This window comes from Lentibacter sp. (assembly GCF_965658795.1).
Lineage (GTDB): Bacteria > Pseudomonadota > Alphaproteobacteria > Rhodobacterales > Rhodobacteraceae > Lentibacter.
Genome location: NZ_CBFHTG010000019.1, coordinates 1 through 26,874, shown reverse-complemented (window position 1 = coordinate 26,874; position 26,874 = coordinate 1). Strand labels below are relative to the sequence as shown.

Below are 26,874 nucleotides of genomic sequence, written 5' to 3'. Positions count from 1 at the left end.
GGCAATCCTATGTGAGTTATTTTGAGAAAATGAGGCGAAGACCAAGAGCGCCAAGCAAGAGTGCAGCGGCCCGGTCGAAGATTGGTTTTAGGCGCAAGTAGCCATTGCGTGCTGGGCCTGTTGAAAGCGCCATAGCAAAAACAGCATACACAACCCATTCCACGGCAAGGTGGTTCAGTGCTATGAACATCTTGTCGGCTATGCTCATGTTTTGTGGAAAGATTACCAATAAAACAGACGCCGAGAATACCACGGACTTGGGGTTTCCGATATTTACACCAAATCCTGTAAAAAAGGCGCGTCTTAGGCCAGGCGTCTTTTCTGAGCTCTCATCAAGCGACTGTGAGGCCTCTTTCCACATCTTGTATGCGATGAAAGCAAGGTAGGCCGCGCCTAGCGATTTTAGTGCAACATAGGCCCAAGGGAAAAGAGCAAAGATGCCTTCGAGGCCCAAGAGCGCCAGCCCAGTCCATAGTGCGGCGGCAGTACCTAGTCCCAGCCCCGTTGCCATTCCTGCTATGCGTCCAGAAGTCAGGGTTGTCTTGAGAGCCAAAAGAAGTGCAGGCCCCGGGCTCGCCATTGCAGCAAGAAGTGTCGCGTTGAATGCAATGATGTGCGCGAGGTCCACAGCCTTAGTCCTTGCGACCTGTGACAACATCAATATCGGGTGCATCAACTGCTTTCATGCCGACAACGTGGTATCCTGCGTCTACGTGGAGGTTTTCACCGGTCACACCAGAACCCAGATCTGAAAGCAGGTAAAGAGCGGACTTGCCGACATCGTCGATAGTTACATTGCGGCGTAGAGGCGAGTTTAGCTCGTTCCATTTGAGAATGTAGCGGAAATCACCGATACCAGATGCGGCGAGGGTCTTAATAGGGCCCGCTGAGATTGCGTTGACGCGTATTCCATCTTTACCGAGGTCTTCGGCGAGATACTTTACCGAGGCCTCCAATGCAGCTTTGGCGACGCCCATAACGTTGTAGTGAGGCATAACTTGTTCGGCACCATAATATGTCAGCGTAAGGGCCGATCCACCTTCAGGCATCATTTTTTCAGCGCGTTGCATGATTGCGGTGAAGGAATAAACCGAAATATCCATGGTCATTGTGAAGTTGTCACGGCTCGTTTCGACATAGCGTCCGCGCAACTCGTTCTTGTCTGAGAAGCCAATAGCGTGAACAACAAAATCAAGCTGGCCCCATTCTGCCTTCAGTGCTTCAAAAAGAGCATCCATTGATGCTTCATCGGAAACGTCGCATGGAACAACAAGTTTCGAGCCAAGCTGATCAGCAAGGGGCGTTACCCGTTTAAGCAGGGCATCGCCCTGATAAGAAAAGGCTAGGTCGGCACCAGCGTCTGCGCAAGCTTTTGCGATGCCCCAGGCGATAGATTTATCGTTGGCAAGGCCCATTATGAGGCCACGTTTGCCTGCCAATAGTTGATTGGACATTTCTGATCTCCGCCTGTGTTAAGGAATTAAAGGGTTGTTGACGTCTTTAGGCGATTGCATAGGGTGCTTCAAGTCTGAGGATAAAAGCAGAAAAGGAAAAACCATGGTTGACCGTACGGGCATTTTCGCAGGCGACGACCCTTTTGCGATAGCGCGAAGCTGGCTTGCAGCTGCTGAAGAAAGCGAGGCCAACGATCCGAATGCTATCGCTTTAAGCACCGTTGATAGCGATGGCCTGCCGAATGCACGCATGGTCTTGCTGAAAGAAATAGAAGCAGACGCCTTTGTGTTTTATACAAATTATGGGTCTACCAAGGCTAAGGAGCTAGATTCCGCAGGGAAGGCGGCTTTTGTGATGCACTGGAAGTCATTGCGCCGGCAGGTTCGTGTTCGTGGCGTCGTAAGCCGCGAAGAGGGCCCGCAAGCTGACGCCTATTACAAATCGCGTTCATTGAAGAGCCGCTTGGGGGCGTGGGCTTCTGAACAATCTCAGCCTCTCTCTTCCAGAACCAGTTTGATGGCGAAAGTTGCTAAGATTACAGCAGAGAAAGGAACAAATCCTGATCGACCTCCGTTTTGGGGCGGCTTTCGGATTGTACCTGTTGAAATCGAGTTTTGGGCCGATGGCGCGTTTCGACTGCACGACCGTTTTAGGTGGTCGCGTACAAGCGTAAGTGAGCCCTGGAAGGTGGTGCGTCTCAACCCTTAGTAATCGTATCTGCGTGTTGCGATCTCGTGACCCCAAACGATAGTTAATGATCTCTTAAGATACACCTCTTGAGCTTTAAGTCGCCTTGAGTTCGTGGGCTATTTCCCGTCAGAAAGCTGTAGTGCACTTGGTGCAGCAACAAACAGATTTAGAGGTCAACGTGGATAACGAAATGTTAGTCTACGGCAGCGTAAAATGGTTCGATCCCGTAAAGGGATTTGGGTTTGTCGTTGCCGACGAAGGTGGTGCAGATATTCTGCTTCACTCAAATGTATTGCGAAATTATGGTCAGAACTCGGTGGCAGATGGTGCGCGCTTGCGCATCAAAGTTCAGTCAACCGAGCGTGGTGTTCAGGCCCTTGAGGTCCTTGAAATAGAGCCTCCCCAGAGTTTTGATCAGGTGGCGTTGGCAGATTTTGAGGATATCGATCCGGAAATCATTGCGGCAGCACCTGTAGAGGCAGCACGGGTAAAGTGGTTCGACAAGGCAAAAGGCTTCGGATTTGCTAACGTATACGGCAGTTCAGATGATGTTTTTGTTCACATTGAAGTGTTGAGACGGTCAGGTTTTGCTGATTTACAGCCGGGTGAAGCAGTTGCTATTAGGGTAATTGATGGAAAACGAGGTCGTATGGCCACGGAGGTTCGCTCTTGGGAGAGCGCTGTAAAGCACTAAGAACGGTTATGCTGGCGGCACTTTTTAGTGTCGCCGCTGGCACGGCGCTTCTGGCGAACTGTAGAGTTAACGAAATTGATCTGCGGGGGCCTTGGGGCCAAGCGAAATTCTCTGTTGAGATTGCTGATGACGAGCGCGAACGTGCTATTGGCCTGATGCACAGACAAAGCCTTGCAAAGGGCTCTGGTATGCTTTTCGCTTATAAAACTCCCACACAGTTAAGCTTTTGGATGCGGAATACTCTGATTCCACTAGATTTGATTTTCATTGACAAATCTGGGCGTGTGACAAGAATTCACCACAATGCACAGCCTCTTGATGAAACACAAATTCCCAGCAACGGGAAAGTCCTTGCTGTGCTTGAAATCAATGGCGGGCTTTCTCAGCGGTATGGCATTTCGTTAGGGAGTGAAGTGCGACACGCACTCTTTGATCCTGCCGAGGCCACTTGGCCTTGTGATTGATGATCGGTGCTAAACCGAAAGCACTTGGATGTGCTGGCCAGACTGACGAAAAGGGTGGCGCCCCAGTCAAATAAAGTACCACCCCAAGAGTAAAGTAAGTTAGCCTCTACGACGGCCACCGGTGCGGCCTGCGCGCCCACGATGTTCTTGGCCAGCCTTAGGTGCGACACGGTTGAAATTGATCCACGCCGCACCGCCGTCGTCATTGTTGGTGAGGAAGTTGGCTGCGCGGATAGCCTCCATCTCCTTACCTGCGCGAGCTTTTGTGGATCCGATGCCGAAGAGCTGACAGAAGGCTTCATCGTCCATATCTGCGGGCAAGATGATGCCTGCGGCCTCTGCTTCAGCACGCTTTTCTGCAATCTTTATAGGACCTGTCGCAAGAGCAACTGGGTTCATGATAGCTGATGTCATGCCAGCAGTGATGGCCATTGGTAGGAATGCGTTGTTGATGCCGTGGCGGTTGGGCAGCCCGAAGCTAATATTTGAGGCTCCACATGTTGTGTTGACGCCAAGTTCTTCGCGCAAACGGCGCACAAGTGTGAACACCTGTAGGCCTGCTGTGCCCATTGCTCCGATTGGCATGACGAGCGGATCAACCACGATGTCATGGGCCGGAATGCCAAAGTCGGCGGCGCGCTCGACGATCTTTTTTGCAACGGCAAAGCGCACGTCGGGGTCTTCCGAGATGCCCGTGTCGTCGTTGGAGATCGCCACGACTGGCACGTTATATTTTTTAACCAACGGCAGGACCTGCTCGAGGCGCTCCTCTTCTCCAGTGACAGAATTTAGTAGCGGGCGGCCTTCTGCGGTCGCCAGGCCGTTCTCAAGTGCGCCTGGAACTGAGCTGTCTATGCAGAGAGGAGAATCTGTTACGGCCTGCACATGCTCGATAAGTTGCTTCATCAAAGTTGGTTCGACGAAATTATTGTCTGCATAACGGGGGTCTTCGGCCATTTTGTTTGAGAAGACAGCGCCGGAGTTGATATCGAGGATCGTCGCGCCAGCGGCAACTTGCGCGAGTGCATCGGCCTGCACGCGGGAAAAATCGCCACGCTCAAGCTCTTCATTGAGGACTTTGCGCCCTGTCGGATTGATGCGCTCGCCGATCACTGTGAAAGGCTGGTCAAAGCCTATGATGGCAGTCTTTGTTTTTGATTCAACAATCGTTCTTGTCATGTCAGTGCTTTCTTATGCTTGCTTTGCTTGGGCACTGGCAGGAATGCCTGCAGCGCCGCCGTTTTCTGTGGCCCATGTGGCGTTTGTTTTGATTCCACCGAGCGGAAAAAAATGGACCTGCTCAATGTTGAAATCAGGGTTGGCGGCTTTATGGGCGGCCAGCTCTGTAAGAACGTCTGTCGGTTCGTAGGGCAATAGCAGCTTGGTGACATCCATTGCGCGCTTTTGAAGCACTTTGAGAGAAGGGCCAACTCCGCATGCAATTGCGAATTTGATCAGCGTTTGTAGCTTGGCAGGCCCGGCAATGCCGATGTGAACAGGAATATCTACGCCTGCTGCTTTTAAGCTGTTGGCCCATTCGATAATGGGACCTGCCTCAAAAGCAAATTGCGTGGCCAGCGCCATTCTCGCGTCGGTGCGGTTGGAGAATTTTTGTTTCCATTGAAGAGCTTCGTCGACGTTTTTGGTGCTGCCGTCTGTGTCGATGTCTCTGTTGCCCTCAGGGTGTCCTGCAACGTGCAGGCGCGTAAAGCCTGCTTTATCAAAAAGGCTCGTTTCTAGGAGCTGCATGGAAGAGTGAAAGTCGCCGTGTGGCTTGTCGACGCCACCTGCGAGCAGGAGCGCTTGTTTAACGTTGGCTTCACCTTGATACATTGCGATCCAATTGGCGAGCGTGGCTTCGTCTTTGATGATGCGCGCAGGGAAGTGCGGCATGACATCAAAGCCCTCTGAATTGATGCGTTTTGCGGTTTCAACCATTTCCTTGATTGGTGTGCCCTCGATGTGGGCGATGTAGACTCTCGTACCGGCTGGAAGGATCTCCCGGAAGTCTTCGACCTTGGACGCGGTACGAGGCATCACCTCGATGGAATAGCTTTGCAGAAAAGCCTCCATTTGAGCGGGGTTGGCCGTTATTGTTTCCGTGCTAGTTGATTTTTTGCGGAAATTAAGCAGTGCCATCATTGCCTCCCTAATGTTCATGAGCCTTCAGGCCCAACCTTCGTTGGCGATCAGCGCTTTAATGCGCTCCTTGTCATACTCTGCGTCAATGCGCGCGGCTTGTTCAGCGGCGATCTCGTCGGCATCACCTTCAACAAGAAAAGGCTCGGCTTTACGCCACTCGGCCATGTAGGCGTCACTATCTTCGGCCCCGATTTTCATAGCTGCCCGGTCAATAGCTTGTTCAAAGCGCTCGGGTAGGGGGGCTTTAGATCCACGACGGCCTTTGCCAACGATGATCTGAGCTGGAATGTCGCGCCAGTAAACGATTGTGACGTCGGGCATGGTTGATTCCTTTATACTTGTTATAGATACGTCTAGAGGACGCGGCCTGCGCTTCAGCGCCCATTTTCGACTTCGCGGCGCGTTTGAGCGACCTTGCGCAGAAATGAAAGCAAAATTGAACAGGAGCACCGCTAGGACTTCCCTGAAAAATTCTCATCACTTTGATGAGGCGGTACTTTCGCCGATGATACCGACGTCTTCACGCGGGCTTGGACTATACACATTGGTGCGATCATCGCTTGCGGTTAGGCTCTAAGGCACGCCTTTCGGTGTTGGTCGGAGTGTTGCAAAGTTCAGGCGCGTTTGGGTTAACTCGGATCAATTCGGAGGGGCATTGTGATTGCGCCAATTTCGGACAGCGCCAGACGTGTGTGAATGCCGATTGTGGCCCTGCCCATGCCTGCGGCTGTTTCAGACAATTTGAGCTATACATCTGCATCTGGGTCGCGGAGCTTGGCAGTATAGACAGTGCCTCTATCAATCAAATCATCGGTAATAAGTTTGGGGATTTAGGCATAGGCGGAAAGAAGGCGGTGGAGGAACTCGGTGCGCTTGTCATCGCGTAACAAACGTTTTCGTGCTTCATCCGCATCAGTGCGCTGCGCTTTTTTGATTTTAGTGCGTGGATTATTTGGGGCGATGTTTGACAACATAGCCTTCGCGGTTAGGCGTCTTTGTGAGCAAGCTTACGTCAAAGCGAGAGTAGACCTTGGTCTACTTACAACCTCAGTTCTTGGATGATTTGCCGTGTCGGGTAATCTCTGATGTGATTTTTGCGCTTCTTAGGCCAAAAGAAGTAGACGTTGTAAATTTTTTCGCAGGCAAGATGAGGGTCAGTGGCGTCTGGCCGTTGCGGGAAAAGTGGATCCTAAAAGAGCTGTAACTGATACGATTTCTAGAATGTCACCAACGCACCGGCGAAAAACTACACGTCTAATTCACTGGCCGAACTCATGTAGGGAGGGTGCAGATTCAAGAATGCATTAAACGCGTCGAATGAAACTTCGTTTTGCATTGGTGTGTTGGCTCCTGCAGATTTCGCCACGGTTCGCGCCGAAATTTAGGTGTAGTTATCTTCGGGTGGTATCGTGGCCAAAAACGAAGTCTCTGCTACGCTCGCATGAAAGGTGAAAGCCCTTGCAGAGTGCGGGTGCGCAGCATAGTTTGAAAGCAACTCAGAATGGAGGGCGTGAGTATGACGCCCATGCGTCCCAAAGGTGCGGGCGCTATCCCGAAATCGGTTGAGAGCTCCGCGCCGAAACCGCTTGAGACTGGCGCGCTTTATGCGGCGCTGGACTTGGGCACTAACAGTTGCCGCATGCTGATTGCCCAACCAAAGGGCAGTCAGTTTCATGTGGTTGATAGCTATTCAAAGTCGGTACAACTCGGCCTTGGGTTAGAGGGATCCGGTAAGCTGTCGCGCAGTTCGATGCAGCGCACAGTTCAGGCCCTGAAGACCTGTCAGCAGAAGCTCAAACGGCACAAAGTTCGAAATATGCGCCTTGTCGCTACAGAAGCCTGTCGTCGTGCGACGAACGCAGGTGAATTCATGGCCAAGATTAAGCGTGAAACAGGGCTAGTTCTTGAAATTATTCCTGCCGAAGAGGAGGCGCGCCTAGCGGTTATCTCTTGTGCTCCGTTGGTGAGTGCAAAGACGGAGCAACTACTTGTCGTCGATATAGGGGGCGGATCGACAGAACTAGTCTGGATTGACCTGTCAGATGTTCCCAAGAAACAACGCGCTCGAGCAATCATGAGGATGCACCGTGGGTTTGGGTATGTGCATCAAGGTGAACCAACGGCAAAAGTTGTTGACTGGATATCCGTACCGCTTGGTGTCGCCACTCTTAAAGATCAGTTTGCTGATGTAGAAGACGATGCAGCGCGTTTTGCTTTGATGAGTTGGTATTTTGAGGAAAACTTGGCTGATTTTAAGCCTTATCAAAATGTACAAATGCGAGAGCATTTCCAGATCGTTGGTACATCTGGGACTGTAACCACAGTCGCTGCGAGCCATTTGGGCCTTAAACGCTATGACCGGACTAAGGTGGATGGGCTTCGTATGAGCTCAGAAGAGATTGATGCCGTTATCCGTGACTATCTTACGCTTGGCCCTGAGGGGCGAAGACGCGACCCCCGTATCGGGCAAGACAGGCAAGCACTGATTATGTCTGGAAGTGCTATTTTACAGGCGCTATTGAGATCTTGGCCAACAGACCGATTGAGTGTAGCCGATAGAGGGCTTCGTGAGGGGCTTCTTTATGCGCAGATGAGTGCGGATGGTGTGTTGGAGGATGGACCTTTTTAGGTTAGAGCAAAACCATGGCAAAAAAACCAGACGGCAAAAACACATCGGGTCGCGGACAGCGCGAGCTAAAGGTCAAAGTTAAGACAGCCAGGGGGAGGCGTAGTTCGTCGACGCGCTGGCTTCAGCGTCAGCTAAATGATCCTTACGTAAAACGCGCTCAAGCAGAAGGATATCGCGGGCGCGCCGCGTTTAAGATCATGGAGTTGGATGATAAATTTGGCTTCCTTTCACAAGGCGCTTGCATTGTTGACCTTGGGTGCGCACCGGGAGGTTGGCTGCAAGTGGCAGTGCCACGCGTAAATGCGCTCGGTGATAAACCAGGGCCAAAAGGAACTATTTTAGGCATCGACTTACAAGTGGTTGAGCCCGTGACCGGCTGCGAAATACATCAGCTCGATTTTATGGACGAAGGCGCGGATGAAAAGGTTAAAGACTGGCTGGGGCGTAAGGCTGACGTAGTGATGTCGGATATGGCCGCGTCCAGTTCTGGCCATAAGCAGACGGATCACTTACGCATCATCTCGCTGTGCGAAGCGGCCGCGTATTTTGCGTTTGATGTTCTGGAAGAGGGCGGCACTTTTGTGGCTAAGGTGCTCGCTGGTGGCGCGGAAGGTGAATTACAAAAACTACTGAAACAGAAGTTTACCAAAGTGGTCAACGTAAAGCCTCCTAGCTCTCGTAGTGACAGTTCCGAGAAGTTTGTGATTGCAACAGGGTTTAGGGGCTAATAGCCATTTTTGTAAAACGCTTTTGCGTATGCCGGATGTTGCGATTTTCAACGACTTAATGCCGCGTTAATGCTTCCATGCGCATCTAGATTCACAGGTTCAGACTTTGTTAAAAAGTGTCGAATGTAACTTTTACCTTTGGTGATCATCAGGTCTTGTGCTTGCGGCGTTTAGGGGTCTGACCACAGCCTCTTATTTCGGCCGGTGTTGCCCGAGATTGCAATATCTTTAGGGTAACAGTGCCCTTTAAAGCGTATGTCAGTTGGAGGCTGCTTTGGTTAACTGGCGCGCCAAAACGCTCGACAGTTAATACGGATCTGCCACTTGATCCTACAGTCGATGTGTTTTCTGTACTAAACTCACACACAAAGCAGGTTCGGTTAACTCAAGTAATCTTTGGTAGCTGTTGCAGAGCAGGTAGCTCGGTTCTCTCAGCGCGGTTAGATCAGTCTTTTGGCGATTGGTAGGCCCGGTAGGACTCGAACCTACGACCAAAGCGTTATGAGCGCTCTGCTCTAACCAACTGAGCTACAGGCCCGCCATGGGTGCTTGGTTACCAGACCGCGCGCGCGCGTCAAGTCTTACCGTTGCTATGAGACATATGATGATTTAGGAGAAGTACCAAGTTAGATAATGGGGGCTCGATTGTGGCTGGCAAGAATGGAATAACCTACGCTGATGCGGGTGTGGATATCGACGCAGGCAATGCGCTCGTTGAACGGATAAAGCCTGCTGCCAAGCGCACTGTACGCCCCGGGGTTATGTCGGGGCTTGGCGGCTTTGGGGCTTTGTTCGATTTGAAAGCCGCAGGTTACTCAGACCCTGTTTTGGTTGCGGCGACAGATGGTGTTGGTACGAAACTTCGCATCGCAATTGATACTGGAGAAGTTGATGGCGTCGGGGTGGATCTGGTTGCCATGTGTGTGAACGACCTTGTTTGCCAAGGCGCTGAACCTCTGTTCTTCCTCGACTACTTCGCAACAGGCCGCTTGGAAACAGAGAAAGCGGCGCGGATCATTGAGGGAATTGCGAAGGGCTGTGAGCTATCGGGGTGTGCTTTGATTGGCGGAGAGACTGCCGAGATGCCAGGTATGTATCCTGATGGCGACTTTGATCTTGCAGGCTTTGCGGTTGGTGCGATCGAACGAGGGTGTGATCTGCCGAGCGGTGTTGCGGCGGGAGACGTTTTACTTGGTCTAGCCTCGGATGGCGTACACTCTAATGGCTACTCTCTTGTTCGAAAGCTAGTTGATATATCGGGCCTAGGCTGGGATTCTCCTTGCCCATGGGGGGAGGGTACGCTTGGTGCTGCTTTGCTGACCCCAACTAGACTTTACGTAAAGCAAGCTTTGTCTGCTGTTAGAAGTGGTGGCGTGCACGCGCTTGCACACATCACAGGTGGAGGTCTCACTGAGAATCTACCACGCGTGCTCCCGGACGGTCTCGGCGTTGACATTGACCTCAACGCTTGGGAGCTTCCCGATGTATTTAAGTGGCTGGCAACTACTGGCGACATGGCTGATGCGGAAATGCTCAAGACGTTCAACTCCGGCATAGGTATGATTCTTGTTGTGGGCGCTGCAGAGGCAGATCGTGTGCAATCAGTTTTGAGTGCCCACGGTGAGAAAGTCTTTGTTTTGGGCCATGTTCGCGAGGGAGAGGGAGTGCACTATGAGGGCTGTCTCGTTTGAAGCGTGTTGCAATATTTATATCTGGTGGCGGTTCCAATATGCTTTCTCTGGTGCGAAGTATGACAGGGAGCCATCCAGCTCGTCCGTGCCTCGTTTTAAGCAACCGAGCTGATGCTGGCGGACTACAAAAGGCGTCAAAATTGGGGATCTCGACAGAAGTGGTAGACCACCGTCCCTATGGGGATGACCGTTCGGCGTTCGAAACGGAACTGCAAGACGTTGTCACACGTTACTCACCAGATATAATTTGCCTAGCGGGATTTATGCGCGTTTTAACAGAGGGCTTTACCAGCCAATGGGAGGGACGCATGCTGAATATTCATCCGTCGCTCTTGCCAAAGTATAAAGGCTTAAAAACACACCAACGTGCCCTGGATGCTGGCGATAAAGAGGCCGGCTGTACAGTGCATGAAGTCACTGCAAAACTTGACGATGGTCCAATTCTTGGGCAAGCGCGCATTGCAGTAGAACCTGAAGACACAGCTGAGACATTGGCTTCACGAGTGCTCGTTCAAGAACATTCTCTTTATCCTGCTGTTTTGAAGCGCTTCGCACTTGGTGATAACCGGCCGCTGTATCTGGCCTGATACTTTTAATTTCTCATCGGCTCGCGTATAGGCAAGCCCATATCTAGAAAAAGCAGACGCCTTAATGAGAACCATCACAACGACCTCAGAGCTGGCAGAGTACTGTCAAGAAGCTTCAACACATGACTACGTCACGGTAGATACAGAATTTCTACGAGAGAGAACGTATTATTCGAAGCTTTGCTTAGTGCAACTTGCAATGCCAGGTAAGACTGATGAAAATGCTGTCCTTGTGGACCCACTGGCTCATGGCATTTCGCTTCAGCCTTTATATGACTTAATGGCGGATGAAACGACCATCAAAGTTTTTCATGCGGCGCGGCAAGATCTTGAGATATTCTTTCATGATGGGAATGTTATCCCGTCGCCATTATTTGACACGCAAGTGGCTGCGATGGTGTGTGGTTTTGGCGAGCAGGTGGGTTACGAAACACTGGTCCGCAAAATCGCCAAGGAAAGCGTTGATAAAACAAGTCGTTTTACGGATTGGTCTCGTCGTCCTTTATCTGACGCTCAAAGAAGTTACGCGCTCGCGGACGTGACGCATTTGCGGCAGGTTTATGAGTATCTGCGAGATCAGCTTGCAAAAAACCATCGTGCTAAGTGGGTGAGCGAAGAGCTTTCTGTCCTAACATCTCCTGCCACATACTTGATGGATCCTGAAAACGCTTGGGAGCGTGTAAAAGTCAGAACCAGTTCAGGAAAGTTCTTGGCCATCGTACGCGAGCTGGCGAAATTTCGAGAAGCTTATGCTCAGGAACGCAACGTGCCCCGTAGCCGCGTTTACAAAGATGATGCACTGACCGAGATTGCGTCTACGAAACCGAAAGACATGAATGATTTGTCACGTTCTCGCTTGCTACTAAGAGAAGCGCGCAAAGGAGAGATTGCTGAAGGTATTCTAAAAGCGGTTGCCGATGGGATTGCATGCCCAACGGAAAGTATGCCGCAAGGTGATAAAATCCGGGAAAAGCTCAATGTTAACCCTGCTTTGGCGGACCTTCTTCGTGTCTTACTCAAGGCTAAAACCGAAGAGATGGGCGTAGCTTCCAAGTTGATCGCATCTGCGAGTGATCTTGACCTTATTGCTGCGGGTGAAAGGGATGTACCGGCACTGAGTGGCTGGCGAAACGAGGCTTTCGGCGAAGATGCAATAAGGCTTTGCAACGGGGAAATTGGTCTCGCTGTAAAGGGAAGAAGCGTTAAAGTAATTTCACTCTAGCCGGCTACATCAACGTCGGACGGAGAGGGTGTTTTGTGCGCCATTTACGCGAATTTCACTGACACCAAGAAGTGCATCATCTGATATAAATACAGCCGCATTTAGCTCTCGCGATGTATTTGGTGCATTTGGTCGTGAACGATCAGAATATAACGCTTTAAGCGTATACTCTAAGGTGGGTAGTGGGGCAGAAGTCACATCGCTTTCAAAAGCTGGCACAAGGCGAACGTTGTAAGCACCAAGCGTTTTGCTAAGGCCCTTTACATTGAGAATTGCTCCGCCTGCAGTTTGCTCAATGCTTAAGTCGAGAAGTCTCTCAACTGTTTGCCCCTGATATTCGTCAGGCGCACGTTTGAGTGCTGAACGTTGTGGAATAAGTGGGTTTGCCGCGGTTTGTTCTGCGGTTTCGCCAGTACTTTTTCCAAACCAATTCAGGGGATTGTAAGACGAGCCACCAACACTCCCTCCACACCCAGCCAAAGTAAGTGAGGAAACAAAGGCGATTGTGAGTGCGATGCGCATAATTCATTCCAAAAATTGCTCTATCCGTTCGTACCTCAACAGCGAAGATTTGAAAAGATGGGAAAGCATATGGACCTTTAGGCTATGCAAGCCTATTTCTTCTGAAAGAAGAGGATAATATCTATGGCTACATCCGCATTTGAAGAGCTTGTTGAGGACTTTGAATTTTTAGATGACTGGGAAGACAGATACGCCCTTGTGATCGAACTTGGTAAGGATATGCCGCCTCTTGATGAAGCATTTAAAGTGCCTGCGACTAAGGTTGAGGGGTGTGCCAGCCAAGTTTGGTTGCACGCATCAGTTACCGATGGGACCTTTTCCTTTGAAGGTGAGAGTGATGCGGTGATCGTGAGAGGCTTGGTCGCAGTATTGCAGCGCTTGTACAATGGGTTGAACGTTGATGCGGTCGCGCTCGTTGACGCACAACAGGAACTTGGTCGCCTGGGGCTTCAAGAGCATCTTTCCGCACAACGTTCAAACGGCGTCCGCTCTATGATTGAGAAAATAAACTCTGTTGCCGACGGGGCTTCAAGAGGCTGAGATTGTTGACTGATCAACGCTTTGCTTGAGTTCTCAGAGCTGTTTCCAAATCACCATAGCCAGTGAACCTGTATTCATAAGCTAGCCCCAGCTTTTTCGCACAGTCTTGAGCTTTAATCTGCAGAGCTTTATCTAGTGTTTGAGCCTGATAAACGAGCGTTGTGTAGTTTCCGAATATCATATCCCGCAGCTCGGGATGTCTATCCAGCCCCATAGGCCGCCAGACGAAAGCGTCGAATTGTTTTACGAGAAAGTCCGTAAGGTAGAAGGCTGTTATCTCTTCGCTATGTGCCTGAAAGCGTTCGTTTCCTTCGAAAAAAGAATAGCAGTGCGGGCCGGAAACCATTTCTACGCCAAGTTCGTCGCACTTGGCCTTTAGCAGTCCACCGGTGCCGCAGTCGGCATAAACGATGAAAATACTCTCATAAGCCGTTCTGTGTTTTATAACGGCTGCCTCTACCGCTTCGGTGATTTGTTCGGGGTATAGGTGTAGGTTGGCTGGCAGGCATGTTAGATCCATGTGGGCCCAACTATTTTGCTTCTTTAACGCCAAAATCTCTCGCGCAAGAGCCCCACAAGCAATCAGTAGAACTCTACCTTGCTCTAGTGCCTCAAAGCCATGTTTTGCTAAGGCCGTGTCATCAGGTAGCATTCTTTCTCTCCAATATCAAAAAGGGTCCGAACGGCATGCACCGGCGGACCCCTTGAGAAAAAGCTTAAAGGTTCAGCCCGCGGCTGCTTGGTTGTGCTTACGTAGAACAAACTCTTTAGCGGTTTCAACAGCCACAGCTGCGTCACGACAGTATGCATCGGCTCCGATTGCTTTACCGAATTCTTCGTTTAGGGGCGCGCCACCGACCAAAACGATGTAGTCATCGCGAATGCCTTGCTCAACCATCGTATCAATGACGACTTTCATGTAAGGCATCGTGGTTGTGAGAAGGGCAGACATTCCGAGAATTTCTGGTTTATGTTCCTCTAGCGCTGCAAGATAGTTTTCGACTGGGTTGTTAATTCCGATGTCCTCAACTTCAAATCCTGCGCCTTCCATCATCATGGCGACAAGGTTCTTTCCAATGTCGTGGATATCGCCCTTTACAGTGCCAATAACCATTCCGCCGACACGTGGTGCCCCCGTCTCTGCGAGCAGAGGCTTAAGAATGCTCATGCCGCCTTTCATAGCGTTCGCAGCCAGCAGCACTTCGGGCACGAACAGGATGCCATCACGGAAGTCTTGACCAACGATCGTCATGCCTCCGACCAGTGCTTCCGTAAGAACACGGTATGGAGGCCAGTCGCGACCTAGGAGGATGTTCACGCCCTCTATGATTTCCTCTTTCAGGCCATCGTAGAGGTCGTCGAACATCTGCTGAACAAGTTCGTCGTCGTCTAGTTCGGCAAGGATGATGTCTTGTTCTTCGTCCGACATGGCGGATTCCTTTGCTGTATTCGTTGCTTCAGCTTTTGCTAAAATCTATGATTCAGACTGGCTCGATTGCGACACACGCGGTACTGTTGCCGACTATGTGCCCGATTGTGGCAGTTGAAGGTCTGAAAAGAGCATCTACGTTACGTTTATCTAGGTGTAGAGCTTACTCAACACTAGTTGCGGCGGCGCCGGTTTGTTCTAGTCGCCGTCGGCTCAGCATCACCTAGCCCATCGCTTGGTGAGGAAAATGCGCCGAGGCGCTTCGCTATCTCTTCAAGTGTTGGCTTATCGGCTTTTGGCCTTGTTTCTAACGCATTCCGCATCTCTCTAAGATGCTCGGGCATTGTCCCACAGCAACCGCCGATAATGCGAGCCCCACTGTCTCGGGCGAGCACAGCATAGTCTGCCATTAAGTCGGGAGTACCATCATAGTGAATGTGGCCGTCTACGTACTTTGGTATGCCGGCATTTCCTTTGGCAATAATCGGACGCTCGACTCCTTGTGCAGCGAAGCCCTGGACCGTTCGCAAAAGATCTGAGGAGCCTACGCCACAGTTTGCCCCATATGCGAGTGGGGGGTGGGAAAGTTTTTCGACCATTGCCACCATGGCTGCGCTGGTAACGCCCATCATTGTACGTCCTGCGGTATCAAAGCTCATTGTGCCGCACCATGGCATATCTGCGAGAGCGAAGGCTTCAGCTGCTGCGATATACTCCTCTGGTGCAGATATCGTTTCAAGCCAAAGTACGTCTGCGCCACCTTCTTTCAGGCCTTCGGCTTGCTCGTGGAAAATTTCCACTGCCAGTGCATGCGTTAGCTGGCCCAAAGGCGCCATTATCTCACCTGTAGGGCCAACAGATCCTGCAACTATGACTTGGTGATCTGCCTTGTCGGCAACATTGCGTCCTATCTCCGCAGAAATGCGAGAGAGTTCACGGGCACGATTTGCAGCAGAATGGAGCTTAAGGCGCGCAGCATTTCCACCAAATGAGTTTGTCAGAAAGATATCGGACCCCGCATCAACTGCCGACTGGTATAGTGCAGTGATTTTTGCCGGTTCAGAAACGTTCCATAGTTCTGGAGCATCACCTGAGCTCAACCCCATATTAAACAGGTTTGTTCCTGTCGCCCCGTCGGCTAGCAGCCAATCTCGTGTTTCCAGGAGCGTTTGAAGCGGAGAGGTCATTGTCTACTATCCTTTTGAAGTTGCTTTGATTTTACACTGAAGCTGCCGTGAAGCAAACTCATAAAAGTCATTAAGTTTATGAGCTTGGCTTTGGCTTTCTAGCAGCTGCGCCTTGATTATCTTTTGGTGCGGTATCTGCGAGGTGGCCGGAGAGCTATTAAGCTTGTGGGTAACTTTTGGGATAGGAGCCCACGAAAAAAATACGCCGCCCTAGGCAGGGGCGGCGTAATGCATTGATTAAAAATCTAGTTTATTTGATTTCTGTCATGATCTGATCTTTTGCGATGGCTGAAAGCTCGGCGCGCTTACTGCGAATTGTGCTAGCATCAGCGATTTGACCGAGGTCCGCTGCAACTTTGCGAACAACGTCTTCATGCCCTGCTTCTTCAAAATCAGCTTTCACAACCTCGGCGGCGTACATATTTGCGTCTTCGCCTGATTTTCCAAGAAGCTCGGCTGCCCAAAGACCAAGAAGTTTGTTCGTCCGAGCTTCGGCCTTGAATTTCATTTCTTCATCGTGTGCGTACTTGTTTTCAAACGCTTTCTCGCGGTCGTCAAAAGAGGACATGTGCAACGCTCCCAATCATATTTTACTCAGTCCAAGTTATGCAATTCGCTGTGACGAAGCACAAGCCCTGATGGTGCATCTTGCGAGAATGAGCCCTTTGACATAAGACAGCATTACCCGTGCAGACTCACCTGCCGTGACGAGATTGGAGCCCAGATGGCACGTCGTAAGAAAATATATGAGGGCAAAGCCAAAGATTTGTTTGAAGGCCCGGAGCCTGGCACCATTGTCCAGTATTTCAAAGACGACGCCACGGCTTTCAATGCAGAGAAGCGCGATGTGATTGAGGGCAAAGGCGTCCTAAACAATATGCTCTCCGAATATTTCATGAACGGGCTCACACAGATTGGTGTCCCTAATCACTTCATTCGACGTCTTAACATGCGTGAACAATTGGTTCGGGCGTGTGAGATTGTCCCTCTGGAAGTGATTGTGAGGAACTTTGCAGCGGGTTCAATGGCGAAGCGTCTTGGGATAGAAGAGGGCACCGCACTGCCACGCCCGATTGTCGAATATTGCTATAAAGACGATAGTCTTGGTGACCCGCTTGTGTCGGAAGAGCACATTGCTGCTTTTGGTTGGGCTAGCCAGCAGGATATGGAGGATATTCTTAGCCTTGCCCTGAGGGTGAATGACTTCTTGTCTGGAGTAATGTTTGGCGTTGGCATTAAGCTTGTCGATTTCAAGATAGAAATTGGACGCGTTTTTGAGGGAGACTATCAGCGCTTGATCGTTGCTGACGAGATCAGTCCTGATAGCTGCCGGTTATGGGATATGGAGACAGGTCAAAAGCTGGACAAAGACGTCTTTCGGCGTGATCTTGGCAGCCTGACGGACGCGTACAGTGAAGTGGCGAGAAGGCTCGGTGTGATGCCAAAGGGGGCGACGCCGATGAAGCCTACACTGATTAATTAAACGTTCGACAAACTCTTATCTGGCTTATGCCGGTGGATACCCAAAAAATACGGAGATGGTTATGAAAGCGCGTGTTCATGTAATGCTAAAGAATGGGGTTTTGGACCCGCAGGGCGAAGCTGTACGCCACGCGCTTGGAGCGCTTGGTTTTGATGGTGTTTCAGGTGTGCGCCAAGGAAAAGTGATTGAGCTCGATTTGGCAGCCGAAACCACTGAAGCGACAATCATCCAAATGTGTGAAAAACTTCTCGCAAACACAGTGATCGAGAGCTACACGATCGAGCTCGGCTGATGATTGCGGCACAAATTACAAGTTGGCGAGCGCCACTTGAAATTGTGAATCTAGCGGATCCAACACCTTGTGAAGGCGGCGTCGTTCTTAAAGTTCTGGCTTGCGGCGTTTGCCGCTCTGACTGGCATGCTTGGACTGGATCTGATCCAGATGTTGCACTGCCCCATGTTCCTGGACATGAGTACTGCGGCGAGGTTGTAGCTGTGGGGGCAAATGTAACCCGGTGGGCGGTTGGGGACAGGGTCATAGCGCCGTTTATACTGGCTTGCGGTCGCTGCGGCGATTGCGCTTCTGGAAACCAGACGATCTGCTCTTCTCAGGCTTTACCAGGCTTTACTCAGGCCGGAGCGTTTGCTGAATACATCGATGTTCCCTTTGCTGATGCGAACTTAAGCGCTTTGCCAGAAACCATCTCTCCTGAATTGGCCGCAGGTCTAGGATGCCGGGTAACGACCGCTTGGCACGCGCTCACTGGCAGAGTTGCATTGCGCGCGGGGGAGTGGCTTGCTGTTTTCGGTGCGGGTGGAGTCGGGCTGTCTGCACTCATGCTGGGGCGCGCCCTCGGGGCTCGTGTCGCGGTTGTCGATATTGTCCCCGATAAGCTTGAATACGCGAAGAGGCTAGGCGCTGACGTCGTGATCAATGCTGAAACTTGCAATGCCTCTGAGGCAGTCCGTGAGGTTACAAGTGGTGGCGCTGATGTCGCGATTGAAGCACTTGGTACGGCCACAACAACGATTGGGGCACTGAAGTCTCTGAGAAAAATGGGACGAATGGTGCAAGTGGGTATGCCCACAGGTGATCATTCGACGATGCCGATACCTATGGATGCAGTCTATTCAGGGCAACTTGCGATCTTCGGTACACGAGGAATGCCGGCACACAGATATCCGAGCCTTTTGAACCTGATGGCTTCTGGTCAGGTTGATCTCTCGCCTCTTGTAACGCGCTGCATTAACTTGTCTGAAGCTTCACTCGAACTCGCGGCGTTTGATGGTGTGGCGCCCGCAGGTGTCGCTGTTATAACAAATTTCAAGAATTGAAACACGAAGGAAAGTGCTATGAAAGCTGCTGTGATTGTTTTCCCTGGGTCAAACTGTGACCGTGATCTCGCCGTTGCGCTGGAGAAAACGGGGGCTGATGTGGAGATGGTTTGGCACAAAGATACGGCATTGCCAAAAGGGATCGATCTTGTGGCTGTTCCTGGTGGCTTTTCATTTGGTGACTATCTGCGCTGCGGGGCAATTGCGGCCAATTCACCGATTTGTGGTGAGCTGAAAGCCCATGTCGAGCGGGGGGGGTATGCACTCGGCATATGCAACGGATTTCAGGTTCTTACCGAGACTGGCCTGTTGCCCGGAGCTCTGCGGAGGAATGCTGGTCTTAAGTACATTTGTAAGCCAATAGACCTTCGAGTCGAAACCACAGATACGGCTTACACAGCGGATTATAGTGAAGGGCAGGTCATAACTGTACCGATCGCTCACCATGACGGGAATTATTATGTGGATGAGACAAAACTAGCAGAAATCTCTGGAGAGGGACGCATTGCGTTTCGTTACGTAGATAATCCAAATGGCTCTGTGGCGGATATAGCTGGTGTCGTGAGCCGTAACCGTAGAGTGCTTGGAATGATGCCGCACCCAGAAAGAATGTCGGAACCTAGTCATGGCGGAACTGATGGAAAGGCGATGTTCACAAGCCTCATGAGCCAGATGGCGCTTGTGTGAAATTCGTGTGCTTGTGAGGTAGCCTATTGCTGGCTAAGTTCACAGCATGAGTTTAATTTTTAGCCTATCATCTGGTACACGTCCACGCACAACGAGTTGGCGCGTAAGGTTTCTTTTTGTTGGGCTTTTGATTTTAGCGGTCGTAACGATTGCAGTTACAAACCGATTGCTGACTGAACGTTTTACCGAGAATACACGCAACCGTGCTGAGTTGCGGCTCACACTCTATTCGGGCAACTTGATGTCTGAATTGAAGCGTAACTCGATTGTTCCGCAGTTGCTGAGTAGAGACCCTGCTTTGATCGGGGCATTGAATTCGGGTGACTTTAGTCAGTCGACGCAAAGATTAATTTCGTTCGTCGAGGAAATAGGGGCGGCCTCTCTGATATTGTTGGATGCAAGCGGTCGCACGGTGGCTGCAACGGATCGGGCACGTTTAGGTGAGCAGCATAGGCAGCAAAGCTATTTTGTTGATACGCTGAGGTCTCCCAATACGATTTTTGCGACAGTCCCACGTGAAAGTGGAGGGTATCGTTTTGTATATGCAAGAAGGGTTACAAGCCAAAGTGAGACGATTGGCGTAGTACTTGTCGAGGTTGATCTTGCAAAGTTTGAGCGCGCCTGGGCAGGCATATCTGATGCTGTGTTGGTGACCGACAGCGAGGGTACAATCATCTTGGCTACAGAACCGCGGTGGCGCGGGCAACAAGAAGAGGTCGCCCTCAACCAAGATCCTGCTGATAGTGCGATAGAGCGTGCAATTCGAGCAACGCAAAATTGGACTAACTTACCGCCAGATGCCTATGTTCAGGGTGAAGCGGTCATGCGTAAAGAGGCGCGTGTTCCCTTCCGCGGCTGGAAGATGACATCCTTTACAACCTATTCAAGCGTTCGAGAGCGGGTAAATGGGGTCCTCGCTTTGGAGATCATGGTCTTTGCCATGATGCTATCGTTTGTTTTCTACCTGTTAAGCCGAAAGTCAGCGCTTAGGATGGCCCTGTTTCAAAGAGAGTCGGCGGAGCTTCGCCAGTTAAACGCGCGGCTGCAGCGGGAAGTTGCCGAGCGTGAGAAGGTGCAGGGTGCCTTGAAAACGGCAGAACAGAGTCTGGCTCAAAGTTCAAAACTCGCGGCTCTTGGTGAAATGTCGGCTGCGGTTAGTCATGAGCTGAACCAACCATTGGCTGCCATGAAAACATATCTTGCTGGGTCGCGGTTGTTGCTTCAACGTAACCGGCCAGAAGAGGCGCTATCATCGTTCCATAGGATTGATGATCTCATCGAGAGAATGGGCGCGATAACGAAACAACTCAAGAGTTATGCGCGCAAAGGCCAAGACGTATTGAGCCCTGTAAATATGGGCGATGCGCTCACATCTGCTCTCTCGATGATGGAACCACAACTCAAGTTAAGACATGTGAAAATCGACCGTGTTCTGCCTAAGTGGGCTGTTATTGTAATGGGGGATCGTGTGCGTATTGAACAGGTTATGGTTAACCTAATCCGCAATGCACTTGATGCAACCAAATTACAGAGTGATCCAGAGATTGAGCTTATCCTTGCCGCTGGTGAAACGGCCACATTAACCGTGCGTGACAACGGTCCCGGTATCGAAAATCTCGATGCTTTGTTTGAGCCTTTTTATACAACGAAGCAGCCGGGGGAGGGGGTAGGGCTTGGGCTTGCCATTTCTTCTGGTATCGTGAACGACCTAGGCGGTCGTCTAACCGCGCGGAACTCGATTTCTGGTGGTGCTGTATTTGAAATGCAATTGCCTATCTTGGAAGGCGGCAGCTCAGAGGCTGCGGAATGAATTGAGAGAAATGAACCAATGGCTAAAGCAATGAAAATCGCGATTGTGGATGATGAGCAGGACATGCGCCAGTCGATCAGTCAATGGCTCGCTCTTTCTGGCTATGATACCCAAACGTTTCCAAGCGCTGAGGAAGCACTCAAAGAACTTGGCGCGGACTATCCGGGTATTGTGATTTCAGACATCAAGATGCCTGGCATGGACGGGATGCAGTTTCTTAAGAAGCTGATGGGGGCGGACAGTGCTCTGCCTGTTATCATGATTACAGGTCATGGCGATGTACCTATGGCTGTGGAAGCGATGCGGGTTGGTGCCTATGATTTTCTCGAGAAGCCATTCAACCCAGATCGTATGACAGAGCTCGCGAAGAAGGCTGCAAATGCTCGTCGGCTCACACTTGATAATCGAGCGTTACGCAAAGAGCTGTCTGAGGGCGGTCAGTTGATGAAGAAATTGATTGGCGCAAGCCCAATTATGGAGCGGTTGAAAGAAGATATTCTTGATCTTGGTCAAGCTGATGGACATGTGCTCATCGACGGTGAAACAGGCACTGGTAAAACACTTGTTGCGCATGCGCTTCATGCCGTTGGTGCCCGTGCGGGCAAGAAATTTGTCTTAGTGAGTTGCTCAGCGCTTGAAGAGGATGCCCTGACCAAACGCCTTTTTGGTCCGATGTTGCCAGAAGATACGCGCTTGCCTGCTGTAGAGGAGGCGCGGGGTGGTACGCTGGTATTGGAAGATATCGAGACGTTACCTGATTCTGTTCAAGCACGTCTGCTAAGTTTCATGAATGATGAGGGCAATCCGCCTGAAACGCGGATAGTTGGAATTTCTAATCTTCAGGAGCAGAATCGAACTGTGGAGAATGCGCTTCGGTCTGACCTATTTTACCGTTTGGCTGCTTTGCGGATTACGGTGCCTCCATTACGTCAGCGAGGCGAAGATATTCTCACTCTCTTTACGAGGCTTTCTGGCGAGTTTGCTGGAGAATATGGCTGTGAGGCTCCGAAAGTCAGTGCACAAGAGGCCGCTCAACTTTTGCAGGCGCCTTGGCCAGGCAATGTCAGACAGCTGATCAATACAGCAGAGCGCGCTGTGCTTCAGTCCCGGAGGGGCGCAGGGTCAATTACGTCGCTCTTGATGAGTGATCATGATGAAATGCAGCCAGTTATGACCACAGAGGGTAAGCCGCTGAAAGAGTATGTGGAGGCGTTTGAAAGAATGCTGATCGATAATACAATGCGCCGTCACAAAGGTTCGATTGCTGCAGTCATGGATGAGCTTTGTTTGCCGCGCCGAACTTTGAACGAAAAGATGGCTAAATATGCTCTGCAGAGATCAGACTATTTGAACTAGGAGCAACCCATTTAGGGTAGGTTCTCTGATGATTTTCACGGTCCTTTCCTGTGAATAGGTGGATGAAAGGGCAGTGTGTATTGCCTGTTGTGTTCAATTAGGCATTGTATTTTGAGATGGTCTGCTCTTAAGTAGAGATTATAGGTGTATGTTTGCATCTTAAGGAATTTATCTGCTTCGGATTTCGCGTTGTATGCAATCCCCAGCAGGATGAATTGGCCCAGAAATGTGGCCGAACGGACCGGCAAGACTAACAGCTTGTCAATGAATGGGCACTTATACGGCGATTTGCGGTAGAGTGTCGGAGAAGAAACGCGATGAAGCGCGCAAAATATTTGAGTTTGAGAGCAGAGGGCCGCCGCGCCCCCTCCAAACGCGTGTCTCCCATCGCCATAAATAGTCACACAACAGGTACCGATTGGCTGCTAAGGCTTAGTGGTGTGTGTGTGTGCAAATGGATATCATGGCTAAGAAAATGCTTATCGACGCCACCCACGCTGAGGAAACTCGCGTTGTTGTGGTTGATGGAAATAAGGTTGAGGAATTTGATTTCGAAACCGAAAACCGGCGCCAGCTTGCTGGTAACATCTATCTAGCGAAAATTACTCGGGTTGAGCCATCTCTACAGGCGGCTTTCGTTGACTATGGCGGCAACCGTCATGGATTTTTGGCGTTTAACGAGATTCATCCGGATTATTATCAAATTCCGATCGCGGATCGAGAGGCTCTCATGGAAGAGGAGCGGGCTTTTGTAGAAGCTCAGCGCGCGCGCGACGAAGACGAGGACGAAAAGCCAAAGCGTCGCCGTTCATCTCGTTCAAAAGCTTCACGCAGCAATTCCGACGATGTGATTGAAACCCGCGAGATTGAAGATGATGTTTCCGGTATGGAGACAATCGATCTGAACGCTGGAGGCGAAATCATCCCAGAGGGGCAGTCGCCAATGGAGTTGGTGGCTGAAACGCCTGTGGAGGAGCCCGTAGACGAGGCCAATGCTTCTGATGTACCTCAGCAAGATCAACCTGCAGGTACAGATATTGCAGAAGATGACGGCGCTACTAAAAAAGAGAATGACCGGCGTTCGAAGAAAGATGCCAGCGCAAAAGACGAAAGTATTGAAAGCGTTGCGGATGATGATGAGGAGGAGGACATACGACCTCCGCGCAAGCCCCGTCCCCGACGTTACAAAATCCAGGAAGTTGTAAAAGTTCGCCAGATTATGCTGGTTCAGGTTGTTAAGGAAGAGCGCGGGAACAAAGGTGCGGCTCTTACGACATACCTTAGCCTAGCGGGGCGTTACTGCGTGTTGATGCCGAATACTGCTCGAGGCGGTGGGATTTCACGTAAAATTACAAACCCAGTTGATCGTAAGAAGCTTAAAGAAATTGCGCACGAGATTGAGGTGCCCAAAGGTGCGGGTCTCATTGTCAGAACAGCTGGTGCCAAGCGCACAAAAACCGAGATCAAGCGGGACTATGAGTACCTACAGCGGCTGTGGGAGCAAATTCGTGAGCTGACCCTGAAGTCGACGGCACCCTCGAAGATTTATGAAGAGGGTGACCTTATCAAACGATCCATCCGCGACCTTTACAGCCGTGAGATTGATGAGGTGTTGGTTGAGGGCGAGCGCGGGTATCGTATTGCCAAAGACTTTATGAAGATGATCATGCCGTCGCATTCGAAAAATGTGCAACGCTATGAAGATAGTTTGCCATTGTTTGCGCGCTACCAAGTCGAAAGCTACCTCTCGGGGATGTTTAACCCGACAGTCCAGCTTAAATCGGGAGGCTACATCGTATTTGGTGTGACCGAAGCTTTGGTGGCTGTCGACGTCAACTCTGGACGTGCTACAAAAGAAAGCAGTATTGAAGAAACTGCCTTGAAGACCAATTTGGAAGCCGCAGAAGAGGTTGCCCGTCAGCTTCGTTTGCGTGATTTGGCTGGTTTGATTGTTATTGACTTCATCGATATGGATGAACGCCGCAATAATGCCGCCGTCGAAAAGCGAATGAAAGACAAGTTGAAGTCTGATCGCGCTCGCATCCAAGTGGGTCGAATTTCGGGCTTCGGCCTTATGGAGATGTCTCGCCAACGCTTGCGCCCAGGTATGCTCGAAGCAACAACACAGCCGTGCCCGAGTTGCCATGGAACTGGGTTGATCAGATCGGATGATAACCTCGCACTGAGTGTTCTTCGTCAGATCGAGGAAGAGGGTACGCGCAGGCGGTCTCGCGAGGTTTTGGTTACCTGCCCCGTTGGAATAGCAAATTTCCTGATGAACCAGAAGCGTGAACATATCGCTCATATTGAGGCGCGCTATGGTATGTCAGTGCGTATTGAAGGTGATCCGGCGCTCATTAGCCCAGACTTCACGCTGGAAAAGTTTAAGACAGCCACACGGGCAGTGAAAGAAGTCGAGCCAACGGTTATCTCCGCTTCCGCTGCTTTAATGGATGACATAGACGGTGAAGATACCGACGTGCTCGTTTCTGAAGTGATTACGGATGATACTGCGCAATCAGATGCTGTCGAGGAAGCTGGGGAAGACAAACCTAAGAAACGTCGTCGTCGTCGTCGTCGTCGCGGCAAAGGCAACGGTGCTGATAGTGCTGCAGATATTGCAGTTGAAGGTGACGAGGGCAATGCGGATATGGGCGGTTCTGATGGAGCCGTTGTCGTATTAGATGAAGCTGCGGAGCTTAGCGACAGTGAGGGGGCGGAAGCCGGTGTTGCCGTCGTAGAAGAAGAAAAACCCAAAAAGAAAACTGTGACACGTTCTCGTAAGAAAAAAGATGATTCAACCTCATCGGGTGATGACTCAGTAGCCGCAGTTCCTGCTGAGGCTGAGGCAGAAGAAAAGCCAAAAAAGGTAACTCGTAAACCTTCTACGCGTGTTAAAAAGGCAAAGGTGGATGAAACTACAGAAGCAGTTGATGCTGTAGAGGAGCCAAAGCCAAAGGCTAGACGGTCTCGCGCAAGAAAGAAGCCTGTAGAGGCGGAAGCGTCAAATGCTGAAGTTACAGATACTTCCGAAATTGTTGTTGAAGTGCCTGTGGCAGTAAAGGTGGCTGATCCGGTAGAGCAAGCAGAGACAGTGTCTGAGCCAGCGCCTGAGCAGCAAGAGGACAAAGCTTCGAAGCCTAAGAAAAAAGGCTGGTGGTCGCTCGGAGGCTAAAATAGAAAAGCCGCGCTTAAGGGCGCGGCTTTTTCCTCAAGCACCTTTACGAACAAGAAAGTGCTTTGCCCCGCTTTCTTCGCAAATACTTATGAGAGTGTGCCCGGCTTCGGAGCAGAAGTGTGGCACATCTATGACCGCTGCGGGATCATCAGAAATGAGAACTATAACGTCGCCTGTGGCAAGCAGGCGAATTCTTTTGCGCAATCGCAATACCGGGAGGGGACAGAGAAGTCCTTTAGCGTCGATAGTTTCGTTCATAAACTGCATCTATGGCTTATATTTCAAACTGTCCACAACCTTGTGACAGAATGTGCCGATGACTGTGAGGTTAGGATAAGATAAGGGTATCAGATGTTTGGAATCGAGATCATAGATGCAGGCCTGTTGCCTGCCTTATTCGTTGCTCTGGCTGCTGGAGTTATCTCCTTTCTGAGCCCCTGTGTTTTACCTATTGTGCCACCCTATTTGGCTTACATGTCAGGCGTCACCGTGAGTGAACTTAACCGCGACACAGGACCTCGCAGCGCCTTCATGCCCTCGGTGTTCTTTGTGATGGGGCTTTCTACTGTATTTTTACTGCTGGGTTTTGCCGCTTCAGCACTTGGTAAGGTTCTCTTGAGTTACAGTGATGTTTTTTCAACGGTATCCGGCATTGTCGTGATGATCTTTGGAGCTCACTTTGTTGGAGTTTACAGAATAGGGATCTTGGATCGTGAAGCACGATTGGATGTTGGAGATCAAGGCGGTAGCTCTGTGGGGGCGTATGTCCTTGGAGTGGCTTTCGCATTTGGATGGACACCGTGTATCGGACCACAACTCGGCGCAATTCTATCGATCGCTGCAAGCGAAGCGAGTGTCGCCAAGGGGTTGGTGCTACTAGGAACCTACGCCATTGGCTTAGGGATTCCGTTTATTCTTGTCGCTCTCTACCTTCCAAAACTCGGTGGTGTAATGGGCTGGATGAAGGCCCATATGAGCCAGATTGAGCGTATTATGGGGCTTTTGCTTTGGACTGTTGGCTTACTTATGCTCACTGGAGGTTTTT

At 50.7% G+C, this 26,874-nt stretch carries 28 protein-coding genes and 1 tRNA gene; 17 read left to right on the top strand and 12 right to left on the bottom strand.

Going from position 1 to position 26,874, the window contains the following annotated elements; translation table 11 throughout:
- Nucleotides 1-16: 16 nt before the first annotated feature.
- Together ACTG3X_RS12160 and fabI are read right to left on the bottom strand one after the other, a co-directional pair.
- Nucleotides 17-628, bottom strand: a complete 612-nt coding sequence (locus ACTG3X_RS12160; RefSeq protein WP_439111542.1) for a LysE family translocator — start codon at nucleotides 626-628, stop codon at nucleotides 17-19.
- A gap of 4 nt (nucleotides 629-632) precedes the next feature.
- Nucleotides 633-1,454, bottom strand: coding sequence for an enoyl-ACP reductase FabI (gene fabI, locus ACTG3X_RS12155; RefSeq protein WP_439111541.1), 822 nt, complete (start codon nucleotides 1,452-1,454; stop codon nucleotides 633-635).
- 103 nt (nucleotides 1,455-1,557) lie between these two features.
- Between fabI and pdxH the strand changes: the two genes are divergently transcribed.
- The 3 genes from pdxH to ACTG3X_RS12140 all read left to right on the top strand — a co-directional run bounded on the left by pdxH (nucleotide 1,558) and on the right by ACTG3X_RS12140 (nucleotide 3,303).
- On the top strand, nucleotides 1,558-2,163 hold the full coding sequence (gene pdxH / locus ACTG3X_RS12150) for a pyridoxamine 5'-phosphate oxidase (RefSeq protein ID WP_439111540.1): 606 nt from the start codon (nucleotides 1,558-1,560) through the stop codon (nucleotides 2,161-2,163).
- A gap of 172 nt (nucleotides 2,164-2,335) precedes the next feature.
- The gene (locus ACTG3X_RS12145; RefSeq protein ID WP_439111574.1) at nucleotides 2,336-2,839 is read left to right on the top strand and encodes a cold-shock protein; all 504 of its coding nucleotides are present in this window, start codon (nucleotides 2,336-2,338) and stop codon (nucleotides 2,837-2,839) included.
- Nucleotides 2,840-2,847: 8 nt separating this feature from the next.
- Nucleotides 2,848-3,303 (top strand): DUF192 domain-containing protein, encoded by a 456-nt coding sequence (locus tag ACTG3X_RS12140; protein WP_439111539.1) that lies wholly within the window; start codon nucleotides 2,848-2,850, stop codon nucleotides 3,301-3,303.
- Nucleotides 3,304-3,402: 99 nt separating this feature from the next.
- Here the strand turns inward: ACTG3X_RS12140 and ACTG3X_RS12135 are convergent, their stop codons facing one another.
- Genes ACTG3X_RS12135 through ACTG3X_RS12125 form a run of 3 tightly spaced genes read right to left on the bottom strand, consistent with a single transcriptional unit; the run spans nucleotide 3,403 to nucleotide 5,766 of the window.
- A complete protein-coding gene (locus tag ACTG3X_RS12135) occupies nucleotides 3,403-4,482 on the bottom strand; it encodes a methyltetrahydrofolate cobalamin methyltransferase (protein ID WP_439111538.1) in 1,080 nt (359 codons plus the stop codon).
- Nucleotides 4,483-4,494: 12 nt separating this feature from the next.
- The gene (locus ACTG3X_RS12130; RefSeq protein WP_439111573.1) at nucleotides 4,495-5,442 is read right to left on the bottom strand and encodes a methylenetetrahydrofolate reductase; all 948 of its coding nucleotides are present in this window, start codon (nucleotides 5,440-5,442) and stop codon (nucleotides 4,495-4,497) included.
- 27 nt (nucleotides 5,443-5,469) lie between these two features.
- A complete protein-coding gene (locus ACTG3X_RS12125) occupies nucleotides 5,470-5,766 on the bottom strand; it encodes a virulence factor (RefSeq protein ID WP_439111537.1) in 297 nt (98 codons plus the stop codon).
- A 1,195-nt stretch (nucleotides 5,767-6,961) separates the two neighbouring features.
- On the opposite strand from ACTG3X_RS12125, the gene ACTG3X_RS12120 reads away from it, so the two are divergent.
- Both ACTG3X_RS12120 and ACTG3X_RS12115 read left to right on the top strand, forming a co-directional pair.
- Nucleotides 6,962-8,074 (top strand): Ppx/GppA phosphatase family protein, encoded by a 1,113-nt coding sequence (locus ACTG3X_RS12120; RefSeq protein WP_439111536.1) that lies wholly within the window; start codon nucleotides 6,962-6,964, stop codon nucleotides 8,072-8,074.
- A gap of 14 nt (nucleotides 8,075-8,088) precedes the next feature.
- A complete protein-coding gene (locus ACTG3X_RS12115; protein WP_439111535.1) occupies nucleotides 8,089-8,802 on the top strand; it encodes an RlmE family RNA methyltransferase in 714 nt (237 codons plus the stop codon).
- Nucleotides 8,803-9,263: 461 nt separating this feature from the next.
- Here the strand turns inward: ACTG3X_RS12115 and ACTG3X_RS12110 are convergent.
- Nucleotides 9,264-9,340 (bottom strand) — tRNA-Ile (locus tag ACTG3X_RS12110).
- A 106-nt stretch (nucleotides 9,341-9,446) separates the two neighbouring features.
- Here ACTG3X_RS12110 and purM point away from each other — a divergent pair.
- From purM to rnd, 3 genes are all read left to right on the top strand, one after another.
- Entirely contained in the window at nucleotides 9,447-10,493 is a 1,047-nt protein-coding gene (gene purM, locus ACTG3X_RS12105; protein ID WP_439111572.1) for a phosphoribosylformylglycinamidine cyclo-ligase, read from the top strand.
- The gene (purN, locus tag ACTG3X_RS12100) at nucleotides 10,490-11,080 is read left to right on the top strand and encodes a phosphoribosylglycinamide formyltransferase (RefSeq protein ID WP_439111534.1); all 591 of its coding nucleotides are present in this window, start codon (nucleotides 10,490-10,492) and stop codon (nucleotides 11,078-11,080) included. The genes purM and purN overlap by 4 nt, the downstream gene beginning before the upstream one ends.
- A 64-nt stretch (nucleotides 11,081-11,144) precedes the next feature.
- Complete coding sequence (rnd, locus tag ACTG3X_RS12095) at nucleotides 11,145-12,302, top strand: ribonuclease D (RefSeq protein ID WP_439111533.1); 1,158 nt, start codon at nucleotides 11,145-11,147, stop codon at nucleotides 12,300-12,302.
- 9 nt (nucleotides 12,303-12,311) lie between these two features.
- Here rnd and ACTG3X_RS12090 read toward each other — a convergent pair whose 3' ends face one another.
- Complete coding sequence (locus ACTG3X_RS12090; RefSeq protein ID WP_439111532.1) at nucleotides 12,312-12,824, bottom strand: hypothetical protein; 513 nt, start codon at nucleotides 12,822-12,824, stop codon at nucleotides 12,312-12,314.
- Nucleotides 12,825-12,947: 123 nt separating this feature from the next.
- On the opposite strand from ACTG3X_RS12090, the gene ACTG3X_RS12085 reads away from it, so the two are divergent.
- On the top strand, nucleotides 12,948-13,364 hold the full coding sequence (locus ACTG3X_RS12085; RefSeq protein WP_439111531.1) for a SufE family protein: 417 nt from the start codon (nucleotides 12,948-12,950) through the stop codon (nucleotides 13,362-13,364).
- A gap of 13 nt (nucleotides 13,365-13,377) precedes the next feature.
- Here the strand turns inward: ACTG3X_RS12085 and ACTG3X_RS12080 are convergent, their stop codons facing one another.
- The 4 genes from ACTG3X_RS12080 to ACTG3X_RS12065 all read right to left on the bottom strand — a co-directional run bounded on the left by ACTG3X_RS12080 (nucleotide 13,378) and on the right by ACTG3X_RS12065 (nucleotide 16,548).
- On the bottom strand, nucleotides 13,378-14,016 hold the full coding sequence (locus ACTG3X_RS12080) for a DUF1638 domain-containing protein (RefSeq protein ID WP_439111530.1): 639 nt from the start codon (nucleotides 14,014-14,016) through the stop codon (nucleotides 13,378-13,380).
- Between the two features lie 72 nt (nucleotides 14,017-14,088).
- A complete protein-coding gene (locus ACTG3X_RS12075) occupies nucleotides 14,089-14,793 on the bottom strand; it encodes a corrinoid protein (protein WP_439111529.1) in 705 nt (234 codons plus the stop codon).
- A gap of 173 nt (nucleotides 14,794-14,966) precedes the next feature.
- On the bottom strand, nucleotides 14,967-15,980 hold the full coding sequence (bmt, locus tag ACTG3X_RS12070; RefSeq protein WP_439111528.1) for a betaine--homocysteine S-methyltransferase: 1,014 nt from the start codon (nucleotides 15,978-15,980) through the stop codon (nucleotides 14,967-14,969).
- A gap of 250 nt (nucleotides 15,981-16,230) precedes the next feature.
- On the bottom strand, nucleotides 16,231-16,548 hold the full coding sequence (locus tag ACTG3X_RS12065) for a DUF1476 domain-containing protein (protein WP_439111527.1): 318 nt from the start codon (nucleotides 16,546-16,548) through the stop codon (nucleotides 16,231-16,233).
- Nucleotides 16,549-16,704: 156 nt separating this feature from the next.
- On the opposite strand from ACTG3X_RS12065, the gene purC reads away from it, so the two are divergent.
- From purC to ACTG3X_RS12030, 7 genes are all read left to right on the top strand, one after another.
- A complete protein-coding gene (purC, locus tag ACTG3X_RS12060; RefSeq protein ID WP_439111526.1) occupies nucleotides 16,705-17,463 on the top strand; it encodes a phosphoribosylaminoimidazolesuccinocarboxamide synthase in 759 nt (252 codons plus the stop codon).
- 61 nt (nucleotides 17,464-17,524) lie between these two features.
- Entirely contained in the window at nucleotides 17,525-17,755 is a 231-nt protein-coding gene (purS, locus tag ACTG3X_RS12055; RefSeq protein ID WP_439111525.1) for a phosphoribosylformylglycinamidine synthase subunit PurS, read from the top strand.
- Nucleotides 17,755-18,798, top strand: a complete 1,044-nt coding sequence (locus ACTG3X_RS12050) for a zinc-dependent alcohol dehydrogenase family protein (protein ID WP_439111524.1) — start codon at nucleotides 17,755-17,757, stop codon at nucleotides 18,796-18,798. The genes purS and ACTG3X_RS12050 overlap by 1 nt, the downstream gene beginning before the upstream one ends.
- Nucleotides 18,799-18,816: 18 nt before the next feature.
- Nucleotides 18,817-19,485, top strand: a complete 669-nt coding sequence (gene purQ, locus ACTG3X_RS12045) for a phosphoribosylformylglycinamidine synthase subunit PurQ (RefSeq protein WP_439111523.1) — start codon at nucleotides 18,817-18,819, stop codon at nucleotides 19,483-19,485.
- 46 nt (nucleotides 19,486-19,531) lie between these two features.
- Nucleotides 19,532-21,295: a sensor histidine kinase gene (locus ACTG3X_RS12040; RefSeq protein WP_439111522.1), complete on the top strand. Its 1,764-nt coding sequence runs from the start codon at nucleotides 19,532-19,534 to the stop codon at nucleotides 21,293-21,295.
- Nucleotides 21,296-21,313: 18 nt separating this feature from the next.
- A complete protein-coding gene (locus ACTG3X_RS12035) occupies nucleotides 21,314-22,651 on the top strand; it encodes a sigma-54-dependent transcriptional regulator (RefSeq protein ID WP_439111521.1) in 1,338 nt (445 codons plus the stop codon).
- A gap of 463 nt (nucleotides 22,652-23,114) precedes the next feature.
- Complete coding sequence (locus ACTG3X_RS12030) at nucleotides 23,115-25,826, top strand: Rne/Rng family ribonuclease (RefSeq protein WP_439111520.1); 2,712 nt, start codon at nucleotides 23,115-23,117, stop codon at nucleotides 25,824-25,826.
- Between the two features lie 36 nt (nucleotides 25,827-25,862).
- Here the strand turns inward: ACTG3X_RS12030 and ACTG3X_RS12025 are convergent, their stop codons facing one another.
- Complete coding sequence (locus ACTG3X_RS12025; RefSeq protein ID WP_439111519.1) at nucleotides 25,863-26,087, bottom strand: sulfurtransferase TusA family protein; 225 nt, start codon at nucleotides 26,085-26,087, stop codon at nucleotides 25,863-25,865.
- 93 nt (nucleotides 26,088-26,180) lie between these two features.
- Here ACTG3X_RS12025 and ACTG3X_RS12020 point away from each other — a divergent pair.
- The coding region (locus ACTG3X_RS12020; protein ID WP_439111518.1) for a cytochrome c biogenesis CcdA family protein at nucleotides 26,181-26,874 on the top strand (694 nt) is incomplete at its 3' end.

What these genes read in the sequence shown, in the direction of transcription:
- ACTG3X_RS12115 (WP_439111535.1), top strand. Translation starts at nt 8,089, where the DNA reads ATGGCAAAAAAACCAGACGGCAAAAACACATCGGGTCGCGGACAGCGC.
- ACTG3X_RS12135 (WP_439111538.1), bottom strand. Translation starts at nt 4,482, where the DNA reads ATGACAAGAACGATTGTTGAATCAAAAACAAAGACTGCCATCATAGGC.
- ACTG3X_RS12125 (WP_439111537.1), bottom strand. Translation starts at nt 5,766, where the DNA reads ATGCCCGACGTCACAATCGTTTACTGGCGCGACATTCCAGCTCAGATC.
- ACTG3X_RS12050 (WP_439111524.1), top strand. Translation starts at nt 17,755, where the DNA reads ATGATTGCGGCACAAATTACAAGTTGGCGAGCGCCACTTGAAATTGTG.
- ACTG3X_RS12140 (WP_439111539.1), top strand. Translation starts at nt 2,848, where the DNA reads ATGCTGGCGGCACTTTTTAGTGTCGCCGCTGGCACGGCGCTTCTGGCG.
- ACTG3X_RS12145 (WP_439111574.1), top strand. Translation starts at nt 2,336, where the DNA reads ATGTTAGTCTACGGCAGCGTAAAATGGTTCGATCCCGTAAAGGGATTT.
- bmt (WP_439111528.1), bottom strand. Translation starts at nt 15,980, where the DNA reads ATGACCTCTCCGCTTCAAACGCTCCTGGAAACACGAGATTGGCTGCTA.
- ACTG3X_RS12085 (WP_439111531.1), top strand. Translation starts at nt 12,948, where the DNA reads ATGGCTACATCCGCATTTGAAGAGCTTGTTGAGGACTTTGAATTTTTA.
- pdxH (WP_439111540.1), top strand. Translation starts at nt 1,558, where the DNA reads ATGGTTGACCGTACGGGCATTTTCGCAGGCGACGACCCTTTTGCGATA.
- ACTG3X_RS12075 (WP_439111529.1), bottom strand. Translation starts at nt 14,793, where the DNA reads ATGTCGGACGAAGAACAAGACATCATCCTTGCCGAACTAGACGACGAC.
- ACTG3X_RS12030 (WP_439111520.1), top strand. Translation starts at nt 23,115, where the DNA reads ATGGCTAAGAAAATGCTTATCGACGCCACCCACGCTGAGGAAACTCGC.
- purC (WP_439111526.1), top strand. Translation starts at nt 16,705, where the DNA reads ATGGCACGTCGTAAGAAAATATATGAGGGCAAAGCCAAAGATTTGTTT.
- rnd (WP_439111533.1), top strand. Translation starts at nt 11,145, where the DNA reads ATGAGAACCATCACAACGACCTCAGAGCTGGCAGAGTACTGTCAAGAA.
- purQ (WP_439111523.1), top strand. Translation starts at nt 18,817, where the DNA reads ATGAAAGCTGCTGTGATTGTTTTCCCTGGGTCAAACTGTGACCGTGAT.
- purS (WP_439111525.1), top strand. Translation starts at nt 17,525, where the DNA reads ATGAAAGCGCGTGTTCATGTAATGCTAAAGAATGGGGTTTTGGACCCG.
- ACTG3X_RS12120 (WP_439111536.1), top strand. Translation starts at nt 6,962, where the DNA reads ATGACGCCCATGCGTCCCAAAGGTGCGGGCGCTATCCCGAAATCGGTT.
- ACTG3X_RS12025 (WP_439111519.1), bottom strand. Translation starts at nt 26,087, where the DNA reads ATGAACGAAACTATCGACGCTAAAGGACTTCTCTGTCCCCTCCCGGTA.
- ACTG3X_RS12090 (WP_439111532.1), bottom strand. Translation starts at nt 12,824, where the DNA reads ATGCGCATCGCACTCACAATCGCCTTTGTTTCCTCACTTACTTTGGCT.
- ACTG3X_RS12080 (WP_439111530.1), bottom strand. Translation starts at nt 14,016, where the DNA reads ATGCTACCTGATGACACGGCCTTAGCAAAACATGGCTTTGAGGCACTA.
- fabI (WP_439111541.1), bottom strand. Translation starts at nt 1,454, where the DNA reads ATGTCCAATCAACTATTGGCAGGCAAACGTGGCCTCATAATGGGCCTT.
- ACTG3X_RS12065 (WP_439111527.1), bottom strand. Translation starts at nt 16,548, where the DNA reads ATGTCCTCTTTTGACGACCGCGAGAAAGCGTTTGAAAACAAGTACGCA.
- ACTG3X_RS12035 (WP_439111521.1), top strand. Translation starts at nt 21,314, where the DNA reads ATGGCTAAAGCAATGAAAATCGCGATTGTGGATGATGAGCAGGACATG.
- ACTG3X_RS12040 (WP_439111522.1), top strand. Translation starts at nt 19,532, where the DNA reads ATGAGTTTAATTTTTAGCCTATCATCTGGTACACGTCCACGCACAACG.
- ACTG3X_RS12130 (WP_439111573.1), bottom strand. Translation starts at nt 5,442, where the DNA reads ATGGCACTGCTTAATTTCCGCAAAAAATCAACTAGCACGGAAACAATA.